The organism is Pseudonocardia broussonetiae, from assembly GCF_013155125.1.
GTDB classification, from domain to species: domain Bacteria; phylum Actinomycetota; class Actinomycetes; order Mycobacteriales; family Pseudonocardiaceae; genus Pseudonocardia; species Pseudonocardia broussonetiae.
The window spans coordinates 6,487,383-6,509,209 of record NZ_CP053564.1 but is presented as its reverse complement, the minus strand read 5'-3'; the positions used below and the strand labels follow the sequence as shown (position 1 = coordinate 6,509,209).

Sequence of the window (21,827 nt, the reverse complement as noted above, 5' to 3'; positions counted from 1 at the left end):
ACTCGTCCCCGAGGGAGCTCCACGTGACCACCACCACCGAGAAGTACGTCGGGCAGAGCATCCTGCGTCGCGAGGACGCCGCGCTGATCACCGGGCAGGGCACTTTCGTCGACGGCATCGCGATGCCCGGCGCCCTGCACCTCACCGTCCTGCGCAGCCCCCTGGCGCACGCCCGCATCACCTCGGTCGACCTCTCCGCGGCGCTGGCGCTGCCCGGCGTCGTCGCCGCGTTCACCGGCGCCGACCTGGCGTCGGAGTTCGCGATCGGGCTGCCCTGCGGGTGGCCGGTCACGGAGGACATCAAGATCCCGGAGCACCCGCCGCTGGCCGTCGACGAGGTCAACCACGTCGGTGACGGCGTCGCGGTGGTGCTGGCCGTCGACGCGGCCACCGCGGAGGACGCGCTCGGCCTGATCGAGGTCGAGTACGAGGCGCTGCCCGGCGTGTTCGACGTCGAGGCCGCGCTGGAGCCGGGCGCCCCGCTCGTGCACGAGGGCCTCGGCACCAACCACTGCTACACCTGGCCGCTGGCCACCGGCGACGTCGACGCGGCGTTCGCGGAGGCCGACGTCGTCGTGGAGGGCCGGTACCTGCAGCAGCGCGTGCTGCCCTCGCCGATGGAGCCGCGCGCGGTGCTCGTCAGCCCCGACCCGGTGGGCGGCGGCTTCACGATCTACTCCTCCACGCAGGTGCCGCACTTCCTGCGCGACATCGGCGCCATGGTCGTCGGCATGCCCGACTCGAAGCTGCGCGTGATCGCGCCTGACGTCGGCGGCGGGTTCGGCGCCAAGCTCAACGTCTACGCCGAGGAGGCGCTGGCGCTCGCGCTCGCCCGCCGGCTGAAGAAGCCGGTGCGCTGGAACGAGACCCGCTCGGACCACCACGTCGCCACCACCCACGGCCGCGGCCAGGTGCAGCGCATGGCCGTGGCCGCCACCCGCGAGGGCAAGATCCTCGGGATGAAGGTGGACCTGCTCGCCGACATGGGCGCCTACCTGCAGCTGCTCACCCCGGGCATCGCGGTGTTCGGCGCGTTCACCTACTGCGGGCTCTACGACTTCGGGTCCTACTCCTTCACCTGCCGCGGCGTGTTCACCAACCTCACCCCGACCGACGCCTACCGCGGCGCCGGGCGCTCGGAGGCCGCCTACGCCCACGAGCGGATCATGGACGACCTGGCGCGCGAGCTGGGGATGGACGCGGCGGAGGTGCGGCTGATCAACCTGCACCCGAAGTTCCTGGAGAACCGCACCGTCCCGTCGGGCGTCATGTACGACTCGGGCGACTACGAGCCCTGCATGCGCGAGGCGATGCGCCTGGTCGACTACGACGCCGTGCGCGCGGAGCAGAAGCAGCGCCGGGAGTCCGGCGACACCGTCCAGATCGGCATCGGGATCGGCAACTTCACCGAGAGCGGCGGGCTGTCGCCGTCGAAGGTCGCGGCGGGCGTGCGGCTGCAGAGCGGCGGCTGGGAGGCCGCGACGGTCCGGATGCTGGTCAGCGGCAAGGTCGAGGTCGTCACGGGCACCTCGCCGCACGGGCAGGGCCACGAGACGGCGTGGTCGCAGATCGCGGCCGACGCGCTGGGCGTGCACCCCGACGACGTCGAGGTGCTGCACGGCGACACCGCCGTCGCCCCGTTCGGCCGCGACACCTACGGCTCGCGCAGCCTCCCCGTCGGCGGGGTGTCGGTGCACATGGCCGCGCACAAGGTCGTCGACAAGGCCCGGACGATCGCCGCGCACCTGCTGGAGGCCTCCGAGGACGACCTGTCGTTCGAGGACGGCCGGTTCACCGTGGGCGGCACCGACGCGGGCATCACGATCCAGGAGGTGGCGATGGCCGCCTACCTGGCCGACAACCTGCCCGAGGGCATGGAGCCGCTGCTCACCGCGGAGAACGCGTTCGACCCGCCCAACTTCACCTGGCCCTTCGGCACCCACATCTGCGTCATGGAGGTCGACACCGAGACCGGGTTCAGCCGGATCCGCCGGTTCGTCGCGGTCGACGACTGCGGCCACGTCGTCAACCCCGAGATCGTCGCCGGGCAGCTGCACGGCGGGATCGCGCAGGGCATCGGCCAGGCGATGTTCGAGGAGGCCACGTTCGACGCCGACGGCAACCCGACCACGGGCACCCTCGCCGACTACCAGTTCGCCGCCGCCTCCGACCTGCCGCACATCGAGCTCGGCAGTACCGTCACCCCGTCGCCGACGAACCCGATGGGCGTCAAGGGCATCGGGGAGTCGGGGGCGATCGGGTCGTCGCCCGCGGTCGTGAACGCCGTGATCGACGCGGTGGCGCACCTGGGCGTGACGCACATCGACATGCCGGCCACTCCGCAGCGCGTGTGGCGGGCGATCCGGGAGGCCAGGGGGTAGCGATGGTCGACATCAACTGCGACATGGGCGAGGCGTTCTCGATCTACCGCTGCGGCGACGACGAGGGCCTCATGCCGCTCATCACGCTGGCCAACGTGGCCTGCGGCTTCCACGCGTCGGACCCGTCGGTGATGGCGTCCACGGTGAAGCTGGCCCAGGCCCACGGCGTGAAGGTCGGCGCGCACCCGTCGCTGCCCGACCGCGAGGGCTTCGGCCGCCGCGAGATGAAGATGGACCGCTCCGAGCTCACGGCCGCGGTGCTCTACCAGGTCGGGGCGCTCGTCGGGTTCCTGCGGGCCGAGGGCATGGAGCTGAACCACGTCAAGGCCCACGGCTCGCTCTACGGCATGGCCGCGCGCGACGAGGAGGTCGCCGGCGCCATCGCCGACGCCGCCGACGTGTTCGGCGTCCCGCTGATGGGCATGGCCGGCACCGTCCACGAGCAGGTGTGGGGGAAGCGCGACGCGGGGTTCATCTCCGAGTACTACGCCGACCTCGACTACCGCCCGGACGGCTCGCTGATCATCACGCGCAAGCACGACGCGTTCGACCCGGAGCGGTCGGCGGAGCGCGCGGTGCGGGCGGTCACCGACGGCGTCGCCACCGCCGTCGACGGGACGGAGATCCCGGTCCGCGCCGACTGCGTCTGCGTCCACTCCGACACCCCGAACGCCGTCGAGCTGGCCACCGCCGTCCGCTCCGCCCTCGCCCCCCACCTGTCCTAGGAGTTGCCCCGATGGCCCGTCACGAGGTCGTGTCCCCGATCCCCGGCGTGTTCTACCGCCGCCCCGACCCGGACAGCCCGCTGTTCACCGACGCCGGCGAGACCGTCGGCGCGGAGGACACGGTCTGCCTCGTCGAGGTCATGAAGTCCTTCCACGAGGTGCAGGCCGGCGCGGCGGGCACCGTCGTGGAGTTCCTGGTCGAGAACGAGGACGAGGTCGACGCCGGTCAGGTCGTCGCGGTGATCGAGGCCGGATGAGGCGGCTGCTCGTCGCCAACCGCGGGGAGATCGCGGTCCGGATCGTCCGCGCCGCGCGCGACCTCGGCATCGAGTCCGTCGCCGTCTACAGCGACGCCGACGCCGAGGCGCCGCACGTGCGGCTCGCCGACCACCGGGTCCACATCGGCCCGTCGTCGGCGGCGAAGAGCTACCTCGTCGTCGACGCGCTGGTGGCGGCGGCGAAGGACGCCGGCGCCGACGCCGTGCACCCCGGCTACGGGTTCCTGTCCGAGCGGGCGTCGTTCGCGGCGGCCGTCGCCGAGGCGGGGCTGACGTTCGTCGGGCCCGACGCCGCGACGATCGAGCGGATGGGCGACAAGGTGGCCGCGCGCGAGGTGGCGCGGGCCGCCGGCGTGCCGACGGTGCCCGGCACGCCCGGCGGCGTCGAGGACGTGGAGGAGGCCGTGCGCGCGGCCTCCGAGGTCGGTTACCCGGTGATGCTCAAGGCCGCGGCGGGCGGCGGCGGGCGCGGCATCCGGGTCGTCGACGACGAGGCGGCGCTGCGCAAGGGCTTCCCGCAGGCGTCGCGCGAGGCGGCCACCGCCTTCGGCGACGGCCGCATGTACCTGGAGCGGTTCGTCCGCCGGGCCCGGCACGTCGAGGTGCAGGTGCTGGGCGACGGCGGGTCGGCGGTGCACCTGTACGAGCGCGAGTGCTCGCTGCAGCGGCGGCGGCAGAAGGTCGTCGAGGAGGCCACCGCCCCCGGCATCGGCTCCGAGGTGCGGGCGGCGATGACGGAGTCCGCGGTGCGGCTGGCCACCGAGTGCGGCTACCGCAGTGCCGGCACCGTCGAGTTCCTCGTCGACGACGAGAGCGGCGAGTACTTCTTCATCGAGATGAACACCCGCATCCAGGTCGAGCACCCGACGACCGAGCTCGTCACGGGCGTCGACCTGGTGGCCGAGCAGCTGCGGATCGCCGCGGGCGAGCCGCTGCGCCTGGCCCAGGACGACATCGTGGTGCGCGGGCACGCCCTGGAGTTCCGGATCTGCGCGGAGGACCCGGACAAGGGTTTCCTGCCCCAGCCCGGCAAGGTCGGGCGGGTGCACCTGCCGGCCGGGCCGTGGGTGCGCAGCGACACCTGGCTGGAGTCCGACTCCGCCGTGTCGCCGTACTACGACTCGCTGCTCGCGAAGGTGGTCGTGTGGGGCGCCGACCGCGAGGAGGCGATCCGCCGCTCGCGCCGCGCGCTGGCCGAGCTGGAGGTCGAGGGCGTGACGACGACGACGTCGATGCACCGCGCACTGCTGGACGAGCCGTGGTTCGCCGCGGGGGAGTTCCACACCGGGACGCTGGAGGAGTGGTTATGACGGCGACGACCGAGACCGGGGCCCGCTACAGCTGGGGCGGCGACGAGTTCATCTTCGTCGAGCTCGCCGAGGAGATGAGCCTGCAGGCCAACTTCCGGGCGATGGCGATCACGGGCGCGCTGCGCGAGCAGCGGCCCGACGGGCTGGTCGACATCTGCCCGGCCAACGCGTCCTACCAGGTGCGCTACGACCCGGACGTGCTCAACCCGCACACGCTGATGAAGCAGCTCAAGGACCTCGAGCAGCAGGTGGGTGACGCGTCGGACGTCGCGCTGCCCACGCGCGTCCTGGAGATCCCGGTGCTCTACCGCGATCCGTGGACCACCGAGACGCTGATGCGCTTCCGCGACCGCCACCAGGACCCCGACGCCACCGACATCGCCTACGCCGCGCGGATCAACGGGTACGCCGACGAGGACGAGTTCATCGCCGCGCACTCCGGCTCGCCGTGGTTCACCTCGATGGTCGGGTTCGTCGCCGGCCTGCCGTTCAAGTACCAGATGGTGCCCCGGGACCGGCAGATCGTCGTACCGAAGTACCTGCGCCCGCGCACCGACACCCCGAAGCAGACGGTCGGCTACGGCGGCTGCTTCTCCTGCATCTACTCCGTGCGCGGCGCCGGCGGGTACCAGATGTTCGGGATCACGCCGGCCCCGATCTACGACCCGACGCAGTCGATGCCCGACTTCACCGACTTCATGGTGTTCTTCCGTCCCGGCGACATCGTGAAGTTCCGCCCCGTCGACCGCGACGAGTACGACAGCCTGCTCGCCTCGGTGGAGGCGAAGGAGTTCCGGATCAAGCAGGCCCCGGTGGACTTCGCGCTGGCCCCGTTCCTCGACGACCCCGACGGCTACAACGCGACGCTGCTGGAGGCCCTGCGATGAGCATCGAGGTGCGCAAGCCCGGACTCTCGACCACGGTGCAGGACGCCGGCCGCACCGGCTACTACGACCTCGGCATCCCGCCGTCGGGGGCGCTCGACCAGTACTCGCTGCGCGCGGCCAACCTGCTCGTCGGCAACGACGCGGGCGACGCGGTGCTCGAGGTCGTCTACATGGGGCCGGAGCTGGTGTTCTCCGAGGCGGCCGTCGTGGCGGTCACCGGGGCGGTCATGGCGCCGAAGGTCAACGGGGAGGAGCGCCCGCAGTGGGAGTCCTTCGCCGTCGACGCCGGTGACGTCCTCTCGTTCGGCTACCTCGCCGGTGGCGCGCGGGCCTACGTCGCGGTGTCGGGCGGCGTCGACGTGCCGGTGGTGCTGGGCAGCCGCTCGACCTACGGGCTCGGCGCGCTCGGCGGGTTCTCCGGACGGCCGCTGGCGGCGGGGGACGTGCTGCCGGTCGGTTCGGGGTCCGGCTCGGGCTCCGCGTCCGCCGGCCGTTCGGTGCCCGAGGACTTGCGTCCGACGTGGAGCAAGGACGTCGAGGTGCGGGTGATGATGGGCCTCTACGACCACCGCCTGTCCGCCGACGGCCGGGCCACGTTCCTCGACACCACGTGGAAGCTCACGCCGGTCGCCGACCGCATCGGCTTCCGCTACTCCGGCGCCGAGCTGGAGACCGTCGACCGCGAGCCGCCGTTCGGGGCCGGCCAGGACCCCTCGAACATCGTCGACGCCCCGTACCCGATCGGCTCGATCCAGGTGCCGGGCAGCGTCGAGCCGATCGTGCTGCACCGCGACGCGGTGTCGGGCGGGGGCTACATGATGGTGGCGACGGTGCTGTCGGGCGACCTCGACCTGGTCGCCCAGTCCGCCCCCGGCACCCGCACCCGCTTCGTCGAGGTCGACCTGGACGGTGCGCTGGCCCTGCGGGCGGAGCGGCGGGGTCGGGACGAGCGGCTGAGGGAGGCGTTGGGCGGGTAGCTGTTCCTTCGCGCCCGCCGCTCCTGGGTTCAGGAAGGCCACGTTCAGGCCCTCTCGGGGCAGGAACGTGGCTTTCCTGGTTCCGGGGATGCGTCGGGCGGACGCTCGCGGTTGCGCTGTAACCGACGTCATCCCCGGCTGGGGCTCAGGCCGCGCTCCCGTCCGTTGCCTGGTCACCGGCGCAACTGAGCAGGAGCGCACGCAGTGCCGCGCATCCCCGGTCAGAAGGGTGGGGGGTCGTGCGGGTCGCCGCGCGAGGTCCAGTCGAGATCGACTTGTCGGCGGGGGACCGGCGCCGGTCTGGCCTGTCGTGGCGGGCGGGGTGGGAGGTCGGGCTCGGGGCGGTAGTCGAAGGGGTCGCTGGTGTAGCGGTGGCCCGTCGGGGTGGTCCAGGTGAGTCGGCCGTCGGGCTGCTGGACCACGCTCCAGCCCGGCGAGTGCTTCTCGCGGTGGTGCAGCGGGCAGCCGTCGGTGAGGTTGTGCGCGGCGGTCGGGCCGAGTGGGAACGGGACGGTGTGGTCGAGCTCGGAGTCGAGCGCGCGGCGCCGGCACAACGGCGACCGGCAGTGCACGTCGCGGGCCCGCACGAAGTCGGTGAGTGCGGCCGGTGGGCGGTAGGTGGTGCGGCCGTGGTCGAGCAGCGCCCCGGACAGCGGATCGGTGACCAGGCGCTTCCACACCGCGTCGGCGGCGATCTGCCGGGCCAGGTCGGACGGGATCGGGCCGTAGCCGACCAGGTCGCACGGCTGTTCGTCGGCGCCGACCAGGGTCGAGTGCGGCACCACGACCTGCACCAGCGGCTTGCCCGGGTCGACCGGCCGCAGAGGCGCAGCAGCGGCGCTGCCGGTGTCGGCGTCGGTGGTTGCGTCGGCGTCGGTGGCGGCGGCGCGGCTCGTGACCCGGCCGGTGAGCAGGTCGACGAGGAGGTCGGCACGCCTGGCGTCTATGCCACGCGGATCCTCGGAACCGAGACCGCGGGCCAGGCGGGTGAGCCACTGGTGAGCCGCGAGCGCGTCGGGCGCGGCCAGCAGGGCCCACAACGAGGCCATGCCCTCGGTCTCCGCGCCGACGACCACGCGCCGGTCGAGGCGGGCCTTCGCGTGCCGGTCGTTCGCGCCGTCGGGGTCGACCGCGATCACGGCGCGGCGCAGGGCGGCCACCAGCTGGGCGCGGCTCTGCCGCTCGGCGGCGGGCAGCACCCGGTCCTGCACGCGGGCGGCCCGGTCGTCGGGGAGGTGCTGGGTGGCGTCGCAGATCGCGCGGACCTTGGTCGCGTCGATCCGCCCGGCCTCGTGGGCGTCGAGCGTGGCGGGCAGCGCCTCCGTGAGCCGGCGGGCCTGGGCCAGCCGCTGGCCCGCCGCGAGCCGGGAGACCGACAGCGCCAGGGCGATCTCGTCCGGCGCCCACCGGCTGACCGCCCCGGGCCCCTGCGCGGCGACGTCCCGCGGATCGGCCGGGCGGCGGCGGGCGAACTCGGCGAGCAGCCGGGACTGGCGGGCGGCGGCCCAGGAGGCGATGCGGTCGAGGTCGGCCACGGCGTCGACGAGCTCCGCGTCGTCGAGCTCGCCCGGATCGGCGGACGCCAGGTCGAGTTCGAGCGCGAGCCACCCCGACGGTGCGGGGCGTCCGGCGGCGACGAGGGCGTCGAACACCTCGTCGAGCGGGGGCCAGTCGGGGGCGTCCGCGAGCATCCGGGAGACCTCGTCGGTCTCCTCCAGCGCCGCAGTGTCGAACATGTGTTCGACGATAATCGCAGCATCGTCGCTGGTCAAGCGCGTAAGGGACATCGTGTGCTGCTGTGAACGACGGCCTATGGCCGGCGCAGTGGACTACGTGTGGCGTCGCCTCGAGCCGGCGAGGTGGGGTAGCGGGTGTGTCGTGACGTGGACCTGGCGTCGACTGCGAGCGCCCCGCGCCGTCCTGAGCGGCACACTCGCGGGCACGGCCCGGCCCCTCGTGTCCGCCACCCCGCTCCGGCATCGCGCTCCGGATGCTGTCGCGCCAACCGAGCCCGCAGAGGCTCGATCGTTGATCCGAACAGTCCATCCGACTGCCACGTGTAACGCATCCGACACGTCGTGCGAATCACTCCACGGCAACTCACTTCGCGCGTCGCTGGGGAGCGGACGCGCCACCCGCCACGACCCCGGGTCACCCTGTGACCCGGGGTCGTCGCACGTCCGGGTCCTCGCACCCGCCCCCGCCCCGCGGTACAACGGAGACAGGCACGTGATCACGTGCCGCGGTCACCACGGGGGAGTGCGGAGCACATGGGCGTCATCGGGACCATCATCGGCTGGGTCGTCTTCGGCCTCATCGCCGGCTTCATCGCGCGCGCCATCGTGCCAGGCAAGGACCACATCGGCATCGCCCGCACCATCGCGGTCGGCGTGGTCGGCTCGATCCTCGGCGGCCTGATCTTCGGCCTGCTGACGGGCGGGTTCCGCGGCTTCCAGCCCGCCGGCTGGATCGGCTCGATCATCGGCGCCGTGATCGTCCTGGTGGTCTACAACCGCGTCACCGGCCGCAAGCGGAACCGCCTCTAGTCACGGCGCGACCCGGGCGCCCGGTGCGACCACCTCCGCCAGCAGCGCGCGGAGCGGGGTGACCGGGCGCCCGAGCAGGTCGGCCAGTGCGGGGCCGGTGGCGGCGAAGCCGCCCTGGCGGGACGCGCGGAACATCCCGAGGAGCATCTCCGCCCGGTCCGCCGGCACGCCGCGGGCGACCAGTCCGGCCGCCCACTCGTCGTCGTCCACGACGACCCGCCGCACCTCGCGCCCTGTGAGCTCGCCGAGCAGGCGCGCGACGTCGGCGAGGTCGAGCGCGTCGGGCGCGGTCAGGGGCGGGGTGACGCCGTCGAGCCCAGTGCCGTCGAGCCCAGTGCCGTCCAGCGCAGTGCCGTCCAGCGCAGTGCCATCCAGCGCAGCACCGCCGGCCAGCACCACCGCCGCCGCCGCGGCGAGGTCGGCGTGCCCGGTCCACGACACCGGCCCGTCGGCGGGCGCCACCAGCTCGCCGGTCGTCAGCGCGCCGCCCAGCAGCAGCGGCACCGTGCTCGCGTAGAACCCGTTGCGCAGCGCCGTGAACGGCACGCCCGACGCCGCCAGGTGGCCCTCGGTGGCCGCGTGGTCGGGCATCGGCGCGAACGGCGAGCCGGCGCTCGCGCCCTGGTGGCTCGTGTAGAGGATCCGGGCGGCGCCCGCCGCGCGCGCCGCGTCGATCGCCGCCCTGTGCTGCGCGACGGCCTCCCCGCCGGTGGCGTTCGCCGACACGACGAGGACCTGCTCGGCGCCGGCGAAGGCGTCGGCGAGGGAGGCGGGGTCGGTGAAGTCGCCGCGGCGGACGCGCACGCCGCGGGCGGCGAGGTCGGCGGCCCGGGCGGGGTCGCGCACGCTGACGCCGACCCGCTCCGCCGGCACGCGGTCGAGCAGGTGGGCGACGATCTGCGAGCCGAGCGCGCCGGTGGCACCGGTGACGACGATCATGAGGACTCCCGAGGACGAGCGGCTGTTATCAGTGGAACGGCTTTGAACGTATCACCGATAACGGTAGGGTGGCGCCGTGGACGACACCGGTCGGCGGACGGCGCTCGTGGAGGTCGCGGCCCGGTTGCTGCACGAGCAGGGCGCGGCCGCGGTCACGACCCGCGGCGTCGCGCACGCCGCCGGCGTCCAGGCGCCCACGCTCTACCGGCTCTTCGGCGACAAGGACGGGCTGCTCGACGCGGTCGCCGAGCACGTGCTCGCCACCTACGTCGCCGGGAAGCGGGCGGAGGACGACGACGACCCCGTCGACGCCCTCCGCGCGGCCTGGCGCACCCACATCGGGTTCGGCCTGGCCCACCCCGCGGTCTTCCGCCTGCTCGCCGACCCCGGCCGGGGCGCGCGCTCACCGGCCGCCGCGGCGGGGCTGGAGGTGCTGCGGGCGCGGGTGCGCCGCGTCGCGGCCGCGGGCCGGCTCCGCGTGGGCGAGCGCCGTGCCGTCGCGATGATCCACGCCGCGGGCACCGGCGCCGTGCTGACGCTGCTCGCCGCGGACGACCGCGACGAGGGCCTGGCCGACGCCGTCCTCGACGCCGTGCTCGACGCCGTCCTGACCGACGCCCCCGACGCCCCCGACGCGCGGGGGGACGACGGCCCGGCGGCGGTCGCCGTCGCGTTCCGGACGGTCGTGCCCGACCTCCCGGGGCTGACCGCCGCCGAGCGCGCCCTGCTGGCCGAGTGGCTCGACCGGCAGACCTAGGAAGCCGTCCCGCCGTGCGTCCCCGCACTGCGGTAGTCGGTGTAGGTGTAGGGGTTGTCCAGCACCTTCGTCTCCGGCACGTCGGGGTTCATGCCCTGCTGCCACGCTTCCTCGCCCATGGTGGAGCGCAGGTGCTCGACCGTCGCGTCCACGGTGCGCCGCACCGCCGCCAGGTCGACGTCGACGAGCCGCCCGTCGCGCTTCACCACGCGGCCCCCGACGAGCACGGTGTGCACGTCGCCGCGCTGCGCCTGGAACGCGACGTGCCCGTGCGGGTTGAGCAGCGGGAACGAGACGGGGGAGTGGTCGTTGCGCAGCAGCACGACGTCGGCCTTCTTGCCGACCTCGATGCTGCCCAGCTCGGACTCCCGGCCCAGCGCCGCCGCGCCGCCGCGGGTGGCCCACTCGACGACCTGGTCGGCGCGCAGCGAGGCGTGCGTGACGGTGTCGCCCGAGGCGTGGGCCTCCATGTGCTCGCGCGAGCGGTCGGCGCCCAGCGTGGTGCGCATGGCGGAGAACAGGTCGCCGCTCCACCACACCGAGGTGTCCATCGACAGCGACACCGGGATGCCGTGGGAGCGCAGCGCCCACGTGGGCGGGTAGCCCTGGCCCGCGCTCTGCTCGCTCTCGGTCGACACCGAGACGGAGCCGCCGGTGGCCGCGATGCGGTGGTAGGAGTCGGCCGACAGCGTGGCCGCGTGGACGTAGACCGTCTCCGGGGTCATGAAGCCGTGGTCGTGCATGAGCTTGATGCCGTCGTCGTTGGTGGCGCCCCACACGCCGGCGTGCGTCGTGACCGGCACGCCCAGCTCGCGCGCGACCTCGAACGCGGGCTTCTCGGGGAACGCCGGGTCGCCGGTGACGTCGAACGCGAGCTGGAAGCCCAGCCTGTCGTTGCCGGTGACGCGGCGGGAGACGAAGTCGCGGAACTCGGGCGCGGCCGTCCAGTTGGCGGGGGCGTCCTGGATGTTGCCGTAGGCCAGGACGAACCGGCCGGGCACCGACTCCAGCGCGTCGGCGGCGGCGTCGGCGTGCGCGACGGTCTGCAGCCCGTGCGACCAGTCGACGGTGGTGGTGACGCCGGCGTCGAGCGCCTCCCAGGCGCCGAGCAGGTTGCCCGCGTGGACGTCCTCGGGGCGGAAGACCTTGCCCCACTCCAGGTAGTACCAGACGAAGTACTGGGTGAGCGTCCAGTCGGCGCCGTAGCCGCGCATCGCGGTCTGCCACATGTGCCGGTGGGTGTCGATCATCCCCGGCATGACGACGCCGCCGGTCGCGTCGATCTCCTCGGTGCCGTCGGGCACGTCGAGGGCGGGGCCGACCGCGGCGATCACGCCGTCGACGACCAGCACGTCGTGGTCGGGCAGCACGCTGCGCCCGGCGTCGACGGTCAGGACCGTGCCACCCCGCAGGACGACCGGACGCTCGCTCATCTGTGAACCCTCCGTTGCGTACACCCGTCCGCGTGACGGACACTCGCGGTCGGGCTGACTGTGACGCAGGTCGGCCCGGCTGTCAATCCGTCGGCTACCCTGCGCTGACGCCAGGGCGAGGGGGATCGAGCGATGCCACGTGAGGGAGCCGGTCCCGACTTCATCGAGGCGCTGGCGCGCGGCCTGGAGGTGATCGCGGCCTTCGGGCCCGAGCGCCCGGCGATGACGCTCGCCGAGGTCGCGGGCGCCACCGGCCTGGCGCGGCCCACCGCCCGCCGGATCCTGCTGACGCTCGAGGAGCTCGGCTACGTCCGCGCCGAGGGCCGCGGCTACTCGCTGACGCCGCGCGTGCTCGAGCTCGGCGTCGCCTACGTCCGGTCGCAGGGGCTGTGGGACGTCGCGCGCCCGCACATGGAGAAGCTGGGCGCCCGCACGAACGAGTCCGTGTCGATCGCGCAGCTCGACGGGTCCGACATCGTCTACGTCGCGCGCGTGTCCGTGCCCAAGATCGTCTCGCTCGCGGTGCAGATCGGCACGCGCTTCCCCGCCCTGCCGACGTCGCTGGGCAAGGTGCAGCTCGCCGCGCTCGACCCCGAGGAGCTGGAGGCGGTGCTCGCGCAGCCGACGCGCTCCGGCCTCGTCGCGCGCTGGTGCCCCGACCGCATCGAGCGCGACGCCGCGCTGCGCGAGGTGCGCGCCCGCGGCTGGGCCCTGACCGACGAGCAGCTCACGCTGGGCATCCGCTCGGTCGCCGCGCCCCTGCGCGACGGCTCCGGGAAGGTGATCGCCGGCCTCAACGTCAACTGCCACGCCGCCGAGACGACCGTGGAGCGCCTGCTGGAGCACCACCTGCCGCTGCTGCTGCAGGCCGCGGGCGACATCAGCGCCGACTTCGCGCGCGTGCAGGACGTGCCGCACGTCGCCGTCTCCTGAGGCGCCGTCTCCTGAGGCGCCGCCCGGCTTGACCGCGACGGCCCGGCGGCGCAGACTCCTCACGAGCGGACAAGTGTCCGTCAGTCGGACGAGGAGGGTGCATGCCGGGACCGCTGTCGGGGGTGCTGGTCGCCGACCTCTCCCGCGTCCTCGCCGGGCCGTACGCCACGATGCTGCTGGCCGACATGGGGGCCGAGGTCGTCAAGGTCGAGAGCCCGCAGGGCGACGAGACGCGCACCTGGACGCCCCCCGTGCGGGGTGAGACGTCCACCTACTACCTGGGCGTCAACCGGGGGAAGCGCTCGATCGCGCTCGACCTGCGCGACGAGGCGGACGCCGCCGTCGCCCGCGAGCTCGTGCGCCGCGCCGACGTGGTGGTCGAGAACTTCAAGCCCGGCGGCCTGGCCCGCTTCGGCCTCGACTACGACACCGTCCGCGCCGCCAACCCCCGCGCCGTCTACGCCTCGATCAGCGGCTTCGGCTCCGGCGCGGGCGCGCACGTCCCCGGCTACGACCTCATGGTGCAGGCGATCTCCGGGCTGATGAGCCTGACGGGCGACGCCGACGGGCCCCCGTACCGCGCCGGCATCTCCGTGTTCGACGTGATGGCCGGCAACCACGCGGTCATCGGCATCCTCGCCGCCCTGCGCCACCGCGACGCCACCGGCGAGGGCCAGCACGTCGAGGTCAACCTGCTGTCCTCCGCGCTGACGGGCCTGGTCAACAACAGCTCCGCCTACGTCGCGGGCGGCGTCGTGCCCACCCGCATGGGCAACGCCCACCCCAGCGTCTTCCCCTACGAGCCGCTGCCCACCGCCGACGACGACCTCATCGTCGCCGCCGCCAACGACGGCCAGTTCCGCCGGCTGTGCGACGTGCTCGGCATCCCCGAGGTGCCCGACGACCCGCGCTTCGCCCGCAACGCCGACCGCACCGCGCACCGCGAGGAGCTGCGCCCGATCCTCACCGAGCGGCTCGCCACCCGCGGCGCCGTCGAGTGGTTCGAGGAGCTGACGAAGGTCGGCGTGCCCTGCGGCCCCATCGGCACCATCGACGGCGGCTTCGCGATGGCCGAGCGGTTCGGGCTCGACCCGGTCGTCGAGGTGGGGGAGGGCGACCGCGCGGTGCCGACGACCCGCCACCCGATCCGCTTCTCCGCGACGCCCGCGGCCTACCGGCTGCCCCCGCCCGAGCTCGACGAGCACGGCGACGAGCTGCGGACGTGGCTGGAGGAGACCGGTGCCTGAGTACCGCACCGCCCTGGGCGCCTCCTCCCGCGACGCGATCACCCTGCTCGGCCACGACCTCGCCGAGGACGTGATGGGGAAGGTGGGGTTCGGCGAGCTCGCGTTCTGGCTCGCCACCCAGCGCCGCCCGAGCACCGGAGAGACCCGCGTGTTCGAGGCCGTCCTCGCCGCGCTGGCCGACCACGGCTTCACCCCGACCGCGATCGTCACCCGCCTCACCTACCTGTCGGCACCCGACTCCGTGCAGGGCGCGCTCGCGGCCGGCCTGCTCGGCGGCGGGTCGCGGTTCCTGGGCGTCACCGAGGACTGCGGCCGGTTCCTGCACGCGCACCTCCCCGACGAGCTCCCCGTCGACGACGCCGGCTGGGACGCCCTCGCCCTCGACGTCGTGCGGACGCAGCGGGAGGCGAAGCGGTTCGTCCCGGGCCTGGGCCACCACGTGCACAAGGACGGCGACCCGCGCACCCCGCGGCTGTTCGCCGTCGCCACCGAGGAGGGCCTCTACGGCCCGCACCTCTCGCTGTTCGCCGCCATCGGCCGGGTCCACCCGCAGGTGCTGGGGAAGACGCTGCCGCTCAACGGCGCCGGCGTCTGCGGCGCCGCGCTGGCCGACCTCGGCCTGCCGCTGGAGCTGCTGCGCGGGTTCGCGCTGCTCGCCCGCACCGCAGGGCTGATCGGGCAGCTCGCGGAGGAGTTGCGCCACCCCGTCGGCAACGACATCTTCCTGTCCGTGGACCTGAACAACCGGTCGGTCGAGCCCGACCCGTACCCGACCGAGGGGATCTGAGATGGACCCAGTCACCGCCGGCACCGTCACCGCCGGCACCGTCACCGCCGGCACCGTCACCGCCGACACCGTCACCGCCGACACCGTCACCGCCGACACCGTCACCGCCGACACCGTCACCGCCGACAGCATCACCGACGCCGCCACCGCCCGCTGGGGCACCGCCCACGACCCGCGCACCGGCGAGGTCCTCACGGCGCTGGTCCGCCACCTGCACGAGTTCGCGCGCGAGGTGCGGCTCACCGAGGCCGAGTGGATGGCGGCGATCCGCTGGCTGACCGCCACCGGGCAGATCAGCGACGAGAAGCGCGAGGAGTTCATCCTCGCCTCCGACGTGCTCGGCCTGTCGATGCTCGTCGTGCAGATGAACCACGAGCTCGACCCGTCGGCCACGCCGGCCACCGTGCTCGGCCCCTTCCACATCGACGGCTCGCCCGAGCTGGGCTTCGGCGAGGACATGAGCGAGGGCCTGCCCGGCGCGCCGCTCTACCTGGCGGGCACCGTCCGCGGGCTCGACGGCACGCCCGTCGGCGGGGCCGTGCTCGACGTGTGGCAGGCCGACGAGGACGGCGCCTACGAGGCCCAGCTCCCCGTCGAGGAGGCCCGGTTGCGCGCGAAGTACACCGCCCGCGCCGACGGCACCTACTGCGTGCGCACCATCGCGCCCAAGGGCTACTCGATCCCGATGGACGGCCCGGTCGGCGAGCTGGTCTCGCGCACCGACATCAGCCACTACCGCCCCGCGCACGTGCACGTCCTGCTCGACGTCCCCGGGTTCCACCCGCTGATCACCCACCTGTTCCAGGAGGGCGCGCAGTACCTCGACAGCGACGTCGTGTTCGGCACCAAGCCCGAGCTCGTCGTCGCGTTCGAGCCGCGGGAGCCGGGCCCCACCCCCGACGGCGGCACCTCGGACGTGCCGTGGCTCGAGGCGCGCTACGACTTCGTCCTGCAGGCCGCGGGCTGATGCGGGCCGCGGAGATCCGCACGGCCGGCCACCCGCCCGAGGTCGGGGAGCGGGCCGAGCCCGCGGGCACCCTGGTCGACGTCCTCGCCGCCCCGATCACGCCGCTCGACCTCCTCTGCGCCTCGGGCACCTCCTACTTCGGCGCGCCCGCCACGCCCTACGTCCCGGGCGTGCAGGGCGTCGGCACCCTCGCCGCGCCGCTCGGCGACCTCGACGCCGGCACCCCCGTCTGGTTCGCCACGAGCGCCGGCATGGCGCCCGGCGACGGCAGCATGGCCCAGCGGGCCGCCGTCACCGCCGACGACGTCGTCGCGCTGCCGCCGGGCGTCGACCCGGTGCTGGCCGGGGCGCTCGGGCTGTCCGCCGTCGCCGCGTGGATGTGCCTGACCTGGCGCGGCCGGCTCGCGCCGGGGGAGACCGTGGTCGTGCTCGGCGCGGGCGGGGCCGTCGGTGAGACGGCCGTGCAGCTCGCGCGCCTGGCCGGGGCCGGGCGGGTCGTCGCCTGCGCGCGGTCGGCGTTCGCGCTCGACCGGGCGCGCCGGCACGGGGCCGACGCGACCGTCCTGCTCCACGGGGACGACTGGACGGCACGGATAGCGGCGGCCACCGACGGCGGCTCCGATCTCGTCATCGACCCCCTGTCCGGCGCCCCCGCCGCCGCCGCGCTCGCCTCGCTGCGCACCGGCGGCCGGCTGGTGAACCTCGGCGGCTCGGCCGCCCCGGCCTGCACGGTCGACTCGGCGACGCTGCGCAGCCGCTCGCTCGACGTCCTGGGCTACACCAACAACGCCCTGGACCCCGCCCGCCGCCGCGACGCCGTGCAGGCCGTCGCCCGCTTCGCCGCGGCGGGCCAGCTGACCGTGCGCCACGAGCCCGTCCCGCTCGACGACGCCGCCGACGCCTGGACCCGCCAGCGCGATGGTGCCGCCCGCGGCCGCGTCGTCCTCGTCCCCTGACCGCCCCGGAGGCCCCGTTGTCCCCGTCCCAGTCCCTGCCGCTGCTGCCGACGTCGCTGGTGGGGTCCTACGCCCAGCCCGACTGGCTGATCGACCGCGCCAAGCTCGCCGGCCGGTTCCCGCCGCGGGTGCGCGCGAAGGAGCTGTGGCGGCCGGCGCCCGAGCACCTCGCGCAGGCCCAGGACGACGCCACGCTGCTCGCGATCCGCGCGCAGGAGGAGGCCGGGCTCGACATCCTCACCGACGGGGAGATCCGCCGGGAGTCCTACTCCAACCACTTCGCGACCGCGCTCGAGGGCGTCGACGTCGACAACCCGGGCACGGCGCTGGACCGCAGCGGCCACCCCAACCCGGTCCCGCGCATCACCGGCCCGATCCGCCGGACGCGGCCCGTCGAGGTCGACGACGTGCGGTTCCTGCGCGCCCACACCGAGCGCACGATCAAGATGACGGTGCCCGGGCCGTTCACGATGAGCCAGCAGGCGCAGAACGACCACTACCCCGACGCCGAGGCCGCCGCGATGGACTACGCGGTCGCCGTGAACGCCGAGATCCGCGACCTGCACGCCGCCGGCGCCGACATCGTGCAGATCGACGAGCCGTACATGCAGGCCCGCCCGGACGCCGCCCGCGCCTACGGCCTCGCCGCGCTCAACGCCGCGCTCGAGGGCGTCACCGGCACGACCGCGGTGCACATCTGCTTCGGCTACGCCGCGATCATCCACGAGCGGCCCGAGGGTTACTCGTTCCTGCCCGAGCTGGCCGGGTGCCCCGTCGACCAGGTGTCGATCGAGACCGCGCAGTCCGGGCTCGACCTCGGCGTGCTCGCGGACCTCTCGGGCAAGACGGTGCTGCTCGGGGTCGTCGACCTGTCCGACCCGGTCGTCGAGACGCCCGAGGTCGTGGCCGGCCGCGTGCGTCGCGCGTTCGCCCACACCGCTCCGGAGAACCTCGTCGTCAGCACCGACTGCGGCATGAAGTACCTGCCGCGCGAGAGCGCCGAGGGCAAGATGCGGACGATGGCCGGCGCGGCGGCGCTGCTGCGGGCGGAGCTGGCCTGACCGGCCCGCTCAGGCCCGTCCCGCCGCCACCTGCGACTGCGCGACGGCGAGGGTGTCGACGAGGTCGTTCATCTCGTCGCCGGAGTGGCCCTTGACCCAGCGGAACGAGACGTCGCCGCGCTCGGTGACCAGCGTGATCAGCGGCTCCCACAGGTCGCGGCTGACCACCGGCTTCTTCGCGCTGGTGACCCAGCCGCGGTCGATCCAGCCCTTCCACCAGCGGTCGCGGAAGCAGTTCACGACGTAGGTGGAGTCGCTGACGACGACGAGCGGCCCGTCGAGCGCCCGCACGGCCTCCAGCGCGGCCCGGATCTCCATGCGCTGGTTGGTGGTCGGCGACTCGCCCCCGCTGTCCTGACGCCCGTCGCGCGTGGCCCAGGCCCAGCCGCCGGGGCCGGGGTTGCCCGAGCAGGCGCCGTCGGTCCAGACCTCCAGGGCGCCGTCGGGGGCGGGCATGTCGGGGCGGGCGGGCTTGGCGGCGGCCTTGCGGGCAGGCGACTTCTTCGGGGCCGCGGCGGGGGCGGCGCCGGGCGCCGCGGCGCACGCCGTGTGCGCCCACCCGTTCCCGGAGCGGGCGATCTCCTCGCCGGGCGAGATGGCGGAGGCGCAGACGCCGCAGGTGGTGGCGTACTTGGCGGTCATCGGCACGCGACAACCGTAGTGCTCGCCCCTGTCGGTGCCGCGCCCTAGGCTGCCGTCCGTGCGGGACCGCGATGGCTGACGCCGACGACGTCCGCCGGCTGGCGCTCGGCCTCGACGGGGCCGTGGAGAACGAGTCCGACGGCTTCGACTTCCGGGTCGGGGGCCGCGGGTTCGTGTGGTCCTACCCCGAGCGGGAGCCCGGCCGCCGCCGCGTCCTGCGCACCGACATCGCGGTGCTCTACGTCGGCGACGAGGCCGAGAAGCAGGCCCTGGTGCTCGGCGAGCCCGACCTCTTCTTCACCGTGCCCGGCTACGACGGCCTGCCGCTGGTGATGGTGCGCCTCCCGCGCGTCACCGTCGACCGCCTCGCCGAGCTCGTCACCGACGCCTGGCGGATGCGCGTCGAGCAGCGGTGCCCCCCACCCCCCGGTGCCAGGATGGGGCCATGACCGCACCGACCCCCTCCTCGGACCCGACGTCCCCCGTCCGGATCGAGCGCGACGGCGACCTCGCGGTCGTCGTCCTCGACGCGCCCCCGCTGAACCTGTTCGACGAGGCGGTGTTCGCCGCGTGGGAGCAGGTCGTCGGCGAGCTCACCGCGCTCTGCGACCCGGCGCGCGAGGACCGCGCGCGGGCCGTGCTCGTGGAGGCGCGGGGCAAGGTCGTGTCCGGCGGCGTCGACGTCACGCTGTTCGCCGGCATCGCCGACGGCCCCGAGCCGGCCGCCCGCGGGGCCGAGCTGTGGGAGCGGCTGCTGCCGGTCGCGCAGGGGCTCGAGGACCTGCCGGTGCCCACCGTGTTCGCCGCGCACGGCCTCACCCTCACCGCCGCGTTCGAGCTGGCGCTCGCCTGCGATCTGCTGCTGGCGGCCGAGAGGGCCAGCTTCGGGCTGGTGGAGATCGTCGTCGGGCTGACGCCGTCGATGGGCGGGCCCCAGCGCCTGGCCGAGCGGGCGGGCCCGGCGCGGGCGAAGGAGCTGATCTACACCGGCGGGCGCTTCCCGGCTGCGGAGCTGGCGCAGTGGGGCGTGGTCAACCGGGTGCTGCCCGACGAGGGCTTCGCCGACGCCGCGCGCGAGTTCGCCCGGCGCCTCGCCGCCGGGCCGACGCTGGCCCACGCGGCGACGAAGAGCCTGGTCACCACGGCCGTGCGCGAGGGCGTCCGGGCCGCCGACGCCGCCGTGCCCGCCGTCTCGGGGGTGCTGTTCGACACCGACGACCTGCGTGGCGCGGTCGCGTCGTTCCTCAGCGAGGGGCCGGGCAAGGCGCAGTACCGGGGCCGCTGATCCGGACGCGCCGACGGCCCGGCCCCCTCGCGGGGACCGGGCCGTCGTCGTCGTGCGGGCCGGTGCTGGCCGGCGCGGCGTCGTCAGGCTCCGACGGTCGCGGGCAGCGGGGCCCGCGTCCAGTCGTTGGCGAACTCCAGGCCGCTGCGCTGGAACAGCTGGGTGACCGGGCAGCGGCGCGCGGTCTCGGAGACCAGCGTCGCGAACTGCTCCTCGTCGGCGTCGGTCTCCACGCTCGCCCGCACCTCGACGCGGTCGAAGTTGGCGTTCCCGTCGGCGCCGCCGACGAGCACGGCGGTGTCGAGGTCGCCCCGGACGTCGAAGGTCCAGGCGCCGAGGGTGATCCCGAGGTCCTTCGCGACGAGGCTCGCCGTGACCTGGTTGCACGAGGTCAGCGCGCCGAGCGCGTAGAACAGGGGGCTGGGGGCGGAGTCCTCGCCGCCGAACGCGGGGTAGGCGTCGGCGCGGAACACGTGACCGGCGTCGCCGGCCGCGGTGAGGGTCTGGAGGACGCCGGTGCCCTCGCCGTGGACGGCGAACGGGACGACGGTCTCCTTGGGGCGCACAGCCATGATGATCCTTCTGTCGGTACGGGACCGCGCGGCACCGCCGCGGCGCACGGGTGCGCGGGCGGGACCGGACGGGGGGAGGTGCGGCGGCGGGCTCAGCGACAGGCGCTGGAGGTGACCCGCAGCAGGTCCACGTGACGACGACGCGTCAGCACGGGGGTCCTGGGCACGGGACCACCGTCGATCACCGCGACCGGGGTGTCAACACGGGGCGCCGGCGGTCCCACAGTGCAGGAACGAGCGCGTCCGGGTCCGACGCGCATCACCCGTACGGGCCTACTGCCGTGTGATGTGGGCCATGGGATCCCGGTGTTTGGGAACACGTCGCCGCTGGTCGCTCCGGCAACTCAGGCCGGACTGATCATCGGTGAGGTCAGGCTGACTTCGGTGGCGGGCCCCTGTCCGGTTCCGCATCCTTCTCCCATGACCTCGACCCAGAACATGCCCCAGGTGCAGGACTGCTCCGTGACCTCCTGCTCCTACAACGAGAGCAGCAGCTGCCACGCGGGCGCCATCACCATCGGCGGCGACCATGCCCACTGCGGCACCTTCGTCGAGATCTCGTTCCGCGGCGGCAGCGCCGACAACGGCCTCGTCGGTGCCTGCCACCGCTCGGAGTGCCGCTACAACGAGAAGCTCGAGTGCACCGCCGCGTCGGTGAGCGTGGGCGCCGGCGCCGACAACGCCGACTGCCTCACCTACGAGCCCCGCTGAGCGGAGCGACGGCCCTACGAGGCCAGGTAGGCCAGCTGCTCGACCTGCACGTCGCCGGTCCGGTCGACGCGCAGCGCGCCGTCGGCCACGGCCATCCCGGCCACCGGGTCGGCGTCGTCGACGAGGACGGCCACCCCCGACGCCGCCACGGCGGGCAGCCGGGCCAGCACGGCCCGGCGCTCCGCGGCGGCGAGACCGTCGGTGAAGCGGTCGACCAGCAGGATCGCCACCCGCCCGGGCTCGACCGCGTCGAGCGCCGCGAGCCGGACGGCCAGCGGGTCGACCGGCCGGGCGCCGAGGCGGTGCACCCCGGCGTCGTGCCCGTCGGCGCAGCGGCCGGTGGCGTCGTCGAGCCGGTTCATCATCCGGCGGCGCGCCACGCTCGGGCCCAGCAGCACGGTCACCTCGCCCACGGGCAGTCGCAGCGACACGA

General features: G+C 74.3%; 24 protein-coding genes. 17 read left to right on the top strand and 7 right to left on the bottom strand.

Annotated features, from left to right (window positions below):
- Positions 1–23: 23 nt before the first annotated feature.
- From HOP40_RS31535 to HOP40_RS31510, 6 genes are read left to right on the top strand one after another with little or no spacing between them, the layout of a single operon-like run.
- Positions 24–2,381, top strand: a complete 2,358-nt coding sequence (locus HOP40_RS31535) for a xanthine dehydrogenase family protein molybdopterin-binding subunit (RefSeq protein WP_172166278.1) — start codon at positions 24–26, stop codon at positions 2,379–2,381.
- A 2-nt stretch (positions 2,382–2,383) separates the two neighbouring features.
- On the top strand, positions 2,384–3,106 hold the full coding sequence (locus HOP40_RS31530) for a LamB/YcsF family protein (RefSeq protein WP_172166276.1): 723 nt from the start codon (positions 2,384–2,386) through the stop codon (positions 3,104–3,106).
- 11 nt (positions 3,107–3,117) lie between these two features.
- Complete coding sequence (locus HOP40_RS31525) at positions 3,118–3,363, top strand: acetyl-CoA carboxylase (protein ID WP_172166274.1); 246 nt, start codon at positions 3,118–3,120, stop codon at positions 3,361–3,363.
- On the top strand, positions 3,360–4,694 hold the full coding sequence (locus HOP40_RS31520; RefSeq protein WP_172166272.1) for an acetyl-CoA carboxylase biotin carboxylase subunit: 1,335 nt from the start codon (positions 3,360–3,362) through the stop codon (positions 4,692–4,694). The genes HOP40_RS31525 and HOP40_RS31520 overlap by 4 nt, the downstream gene beginning before the upstream one ends.
- Positions 4,691–5,581 (top strand): 5-oxoprolinase subunit B family protein, encoded by an 891-nt coding sequence (locus HOP40_RS31515; protein ID WP_172166270.1) that lies wholly within the window; start codon positions 4,691–4,693, stop codon positions 5,579–5,581. The genes HOP40_RS31520 and HOP40_RS31515 overlap by 4 nt, the downstream gene beginning before the upstream one ends.
- A complete protein-coding gene (locus HOP40_RS31510; protein ID WP_172166268.1) occupies positions 5,578–6,558 on the top strand; it encodes a 5-oxoprolinase subunit C family protein in 981 nt (326 codons plus the stop codon). Before HOP40_RS31515 ends, HOP40_RS31510 begins: the two co-directional genes overlap by 4 nt.
- A 221-nt stretch (positions 6,559–6,779) precedes the next feature.
- Here the strand turns inward: HOP40_RS31510 and HOP40_RS31505 are convergent, their stop codons facing one another.
- A complete protein-coding gene (locus HOP40_RS31505) occupies positions 6,780–8,294 on the bottom strand; it encodes an HNH endonuclease signature motif containing protein (protein WP_172166266.1) in 1,515 nt (504 codons plus the stop codon).
- A gap of 534 nt (positions 8,295–8,828) precedes the next feature.
- On the opposite strand from HOP40_RS31505, the gene HOP40_RS31500 reads away from it, so the two are divergent.
- The gene (locus tag HOP40_RS31500; protein ID WP_172166264.1) at positions 8,829–9,104 is read left to right on the top strand and encodes a GlsB/YeaQ/YmgE family stress response membrane protein; all 276 of its coding nucleotides are present in this window, start codon (positions 8,829–8,831) and stop codon (positions 9,102–9,104) included.
- On the opposite strand, the gene HOP40_RS31495 is transcribed toward HOP40_RS31500, so the two are convergent.
- A complete protein-coding gene (locus HOP40_RS31495) occupies positions 9,105–10,043 on the bottom strand; it encodes an NAD(P)H-binding protein (protein WP_172166261.1) in 939 nt (312 codons plus the stop codon). It lies immediately after the preceding gene.
- A gap of 76 nt (positions 10,044–10,119) precedes the next feature.
- Here HOP40_RS31495 and HOP40_RS31490 point away from each other — a divergent pair, with 76 nt between their 5' ends.
- Positions 10,120–10,800, top strand: coding sequence for a TetR/AcrR family transcriptional regulator (locus HOP40_RS31490; RefSeq protein WP_172166258.1), 681 nt, complete (start codon positions 10,120–10,122; stop codon positions 10,798–10,800).
- Here HOP40_RS31490 and HOP40_RS31485 read toward each other — a convergent pair.
- Positions 10,797–12,233 carry an amidohydrolase family protein gene (locus HOP40_RS31485; RefSeq protein ID WP_172166255.1) on the bottom strand — a complete coding sequence of 479 codons (1,437 nt, stop codon included), beginning with the start codon at positions 12,231–12,233 and terminating at the stop codon, positions 10,797–10,799. The genes HOP40_RS31490 and HOP40_RS31485 overlap by 4 nt on opposite strands.
- A 132-nt stretch (positions 12,234–12,365) precedes the next feature.
- Here HOP40_RS31485 and HOP40_RS31480 point away from each other — a divergent pair, with 132 nt between their 5' ends.
- The 6 genes from HOP40_RS31480 (at position 12,366) to HOP40_RS31455 (ending at position 18,184) form a co-directional block, all read left to right on the top strand.
- Positions 12,366–13,166: an IclR family transcriptional regulator domain-containing protein gene (locus tag HOP40_RS31480; protein ID WP_172166238.1), complete on the top strand. Its 801-nt coding sequence runs from the start codon at positions 12,366–12,368 to the stop codon at positions 13,164–13,166.
- Positions 13,167–13,267: 101 nt separating this feature from the next.
- Entirely contained in the window at positions 13,268–14,413 is a 1,146-nt protein-coding gene (locus HOP40_RS31475) for a CaiB/BaiF CoA transferase family protein (RefSeq protein ID WP_172166235.1), read from the top strand.
- On the top strand, positions 14,406–15,200 hold the full coding sequence (locus tag HOP40_RS31470) for a citryl-CoA lyase (protein ID WP_172166232.1): 795 nt from the start codon (positions 14,406–14,408) through the stop codon (positions 15,198–15,200). Before HOP40_RS31475 ends, HOP40_RS31470 begins: the two co-directional genes overlap by 8 nt.
- Position 15,201: 1 nt before the next feature.
- On the top strand, positions 15,202–16,167 hold the full coding sequence (locus HOP40_RS31465) for a dioxygenase family protein (RefSeq protein WP_172166229.1): 966 nt from the start codon (positions 15,202–15,204) through the stop codon (positions 16,165–16,167).
- Positions 16,167–17,123, top strand: a complete 957-nt coding sequence (locus HOP40_RS31460; protein WP_172166226.1) for a quinone oxidoreductase family protein — start codon at positions 16,167–16,169, stop codon at positions 17,121–17,123. Before HOP40_RS31465 ends, HOP40_RS31460 begins: the two co-directional genes overlap by 1 nt.
- Positions 17,124–17,140: 17 nt before the next feature.
- Positions 17,141–18,184 (top strand): uroporphyrinogen decarboxylase family protein, encoded by a 1,044-nt coding sequence (locus HOP40_RS31455; RefSeq protein ID WP_205346985.1) that lies wholly within the window; start codon positions 17,141–17,143, stop codon positions 18,182–18,184.
- A 9-nt stretch (positions 18,185–18,193) separates the two neighbouring features.
- On the opposite strand, the gene HOP40_RS31450 is transcribed toward HOP40_RS31455, so the two are convergent.
- On the bottom strand, positions 18,194–18,826 hold the full coding sequence (locus tag HOP40_RS31450; protein ID WP_172169567.1) for a ribonuclease H family protein: 633 nt from the start codon (positions 18,824–18,826) through the stop codon (positions 18,194–18,196).
- A 71-nt stretch (positions 18,827–18,897) separates the two neighbouring features.
- Here HOP40_RS31450 and HOP40_RS31445 point away from each other — a divergent pair, with 71 nt between their 5' ends.
- Positions 18,898–19,275, top strand: coding sequence for an MmcQ/YjbR family DNA-binding protein (locus HOP40_RS31445; protein WP_172166223.1), 378 nt, complete (start codon positions 18,898–18,900; stop codon positions 19,273–19,275).
- On the top strand, positions 19,272–20,111 hold the full coding sequence (locus HOP40_RS31440; protein ID WP_172166220.1) for an enoyl-CoA hydratase/isomerase family protein: 840 nt from the start codon (positions 19,272–19,274) through the stop codon (positions 20,109–20,111). Before HOP40_RS31445 ends, HOP40_RS31440 begins: the two co-directional genes overlap by 4 nt.
- A gap of 83 nt (positions 20,112–20,194) precedes the next feature.
- Here the strand turns inward: HOP40_RS31440 and HOP40_RS31435 are convergent, their stop codons facing one another.
- Positions 20,195–20,683: an OsmC family protein gene (locus HOP40_RS31435; RefSeq protein ID WP_172166217.1), complete on the bottom strand. Its 489-nt coding sequence runs from the start codon at positions 20,681–20,683 to the stop codon at positions 20,195–20,197.
- 92 nt (positions 20,684–20,775) lie between these two features.
- A complete protein-coding gene (locus HOP40_RS36910) occupies positions 20,776–20,943 on the bottom strand; it encodes a putative leader peptide (RefSeq protein WP_420821832.1) in 168 nt (55 codons plus the stop codon).
- 160 nt (positions 20,944–21,103) lie between these two features.
- Here HOP40_RS36910 and HOP40_RS31430 point away from each other — a divergent pair, with 160 nt between their 5' ends.
- Entirely contained in the window at positions 21,104–21,394 is a 291-nt protein-coding gene (locus HOP40_RS31430) for a DUF1540 domain-containing protein (RefSeq protein ID WP_172166214.1), read from the top strand.
- A 14-nt stretch (positions 21,395–21,408) separates the two neighbouring features.
- Here the strand turns inward: HOP40_RS31430 and HOP40_RS31425 are convergent, their stop codons facing one another.
- Positions 21,409–21,825, bottom strand: coding sequence for a hypothetical protein (locus HOP40_RS31425; protein WP_172166212.1), 417 nt, complete (start codon positions 21,823–21,825; stop codon positions 21,409–21,411).
- Positions 21,826–21,827 lie beyond the last annotated feature (2 nt).

Bases quoted from the DNA above. Each gene is read 5' to 3' on its own strand.
- HOP40_RS31530 (WP_172166276.1), top strand. From the start codon at position 2,384: ATGGTCGACATCAACTGCGACATGGGCGAGGCGTTCTCGATCTACCGC.
- HOP40_RS31525 (WP_172166274.1), top strand. From the start codon at position 3,118: ATGGCCCGTCACGAGGTCGTGTCCCCGATCCCCGGCGTGTTCTACCGC.
- HOP40_RS31520 (WP_172166272.1), top strand. From the start codon at position 3,360: ATGAGGCGGCTGCTCGTCGCCAACCGCGGGGAGATCGCGGTCCGGATC.
- HOP40_RS31515 (WP_172166270.1), top strand. From the start codon at position 4,691: ATGACGGCGACGACCGAGACCGGGGCCCGCTACAGCTGGGGCGGCGAC.
- HOP40_RS31510 (WP_172166268.1), top strand. From the start codon at position 5,578: ATGAGCATCGAGGTGCGCAAGCCCGGACTCTCGACCACGGTGCAGGAC.
- HOP40_RS31505 (WP_172166266.1), bottom strand. From the start codon at position 8,294: ATGTTCGACACTGCGGCGCTGGAGGAGACCGACGAGGTCTCCCGGATG.
- HOP40_RS31500 (WP_172166264.1), top strand. From the start codon at position 8,829: ATGGGCGTCATCGGGACCATCATCGGCTGGGTCGTCTTCGGCCTCATC.
- HOP40_RS31495 (WP_172166261.1), bottom strand. From the start codon at position 10,043: ATGATCGTCGTCACCGGTGCCACCGGCGCGCTCGGCTCGCAGATCGTC.
- HOP40_RS31485 (WP_172166255.1), bottom strand. From the start codon at position 12,233: ATGAGCGAGCGTCCGGTCGTCCTGCGGGGTGGCACGGTCCTGACCGTC.
- HOP40_RS31480 (WP_172166238.1), top strand. From the start codon at position 12,366: ATGCCACGTGAGGGAGCCGGTCCCGACTTCATCGAGGCGCTGGCGCGC.
- HOP40_RS31475 (WP_172166235.1), top strand. From the start codon at position 13,268: ATGCCGGGACCGCTGTCGGGGGTGCTGGTCGCCGACCTCTCCCGCGTC.
- HOP40_RS31465 (WP_172166229.1), top strand. From the start codon at position 15,202: ATGGACCCAGTCACCGCCGGCACCGTCACCGCCGGCACCGTCACCGCC.
- HOP40_RS31460 (WP_172166226.1), top strand. From the start codon at position 16,167: ATGCGGGCCGCGGAGATCCGCACGGCCGGCCACCCGCCCGAGGTCGGG.
- HOP40_RS31450 (WP_172169567.1), bottom strand. From the start codon at position 18,826: ATGACCGCCAAGTACGCCACCACCTGCGGCGTCTGCGCCTCCGCCATC.
- HOP40_RS31445 (WP_172166223.1), top strand. From the start codon at position 18,898: ATGGCTGACGCCGACGACGTCCGCCGGCTGGCGCTCGGCCTCGACGGG.
- HOP40_RS31440 (WP_172166220.1), top strand. From the start codon at position 19,272: ATGACCGCACCGACCCCCTCCTCGGACCCGACGTCCCCCGTCCGGATC.
- HOP40_RS31435 (WP_172166217.1), bottom strand. From the start codon at position 20,683: ATGGCTGTGCGCCCCAAGGAGACCGTCGTCCCGTTCGCCGTCCACGGC.
- HOP40_RS36910 (WP_420821832.1), bottom strand. From the start codon at position 20,943: ATGCGCGTCGGACCCGGACGCGCTCGTTCCTGCACTGTGGGACCGCCG.
- HOP40_RS31430 (WP_172166214.1), top strand. From the start codon at position 21,104: ATGACCTCGACCCAGAACATGCCCCAGGTGCAGGACTGCTCCGTGACC.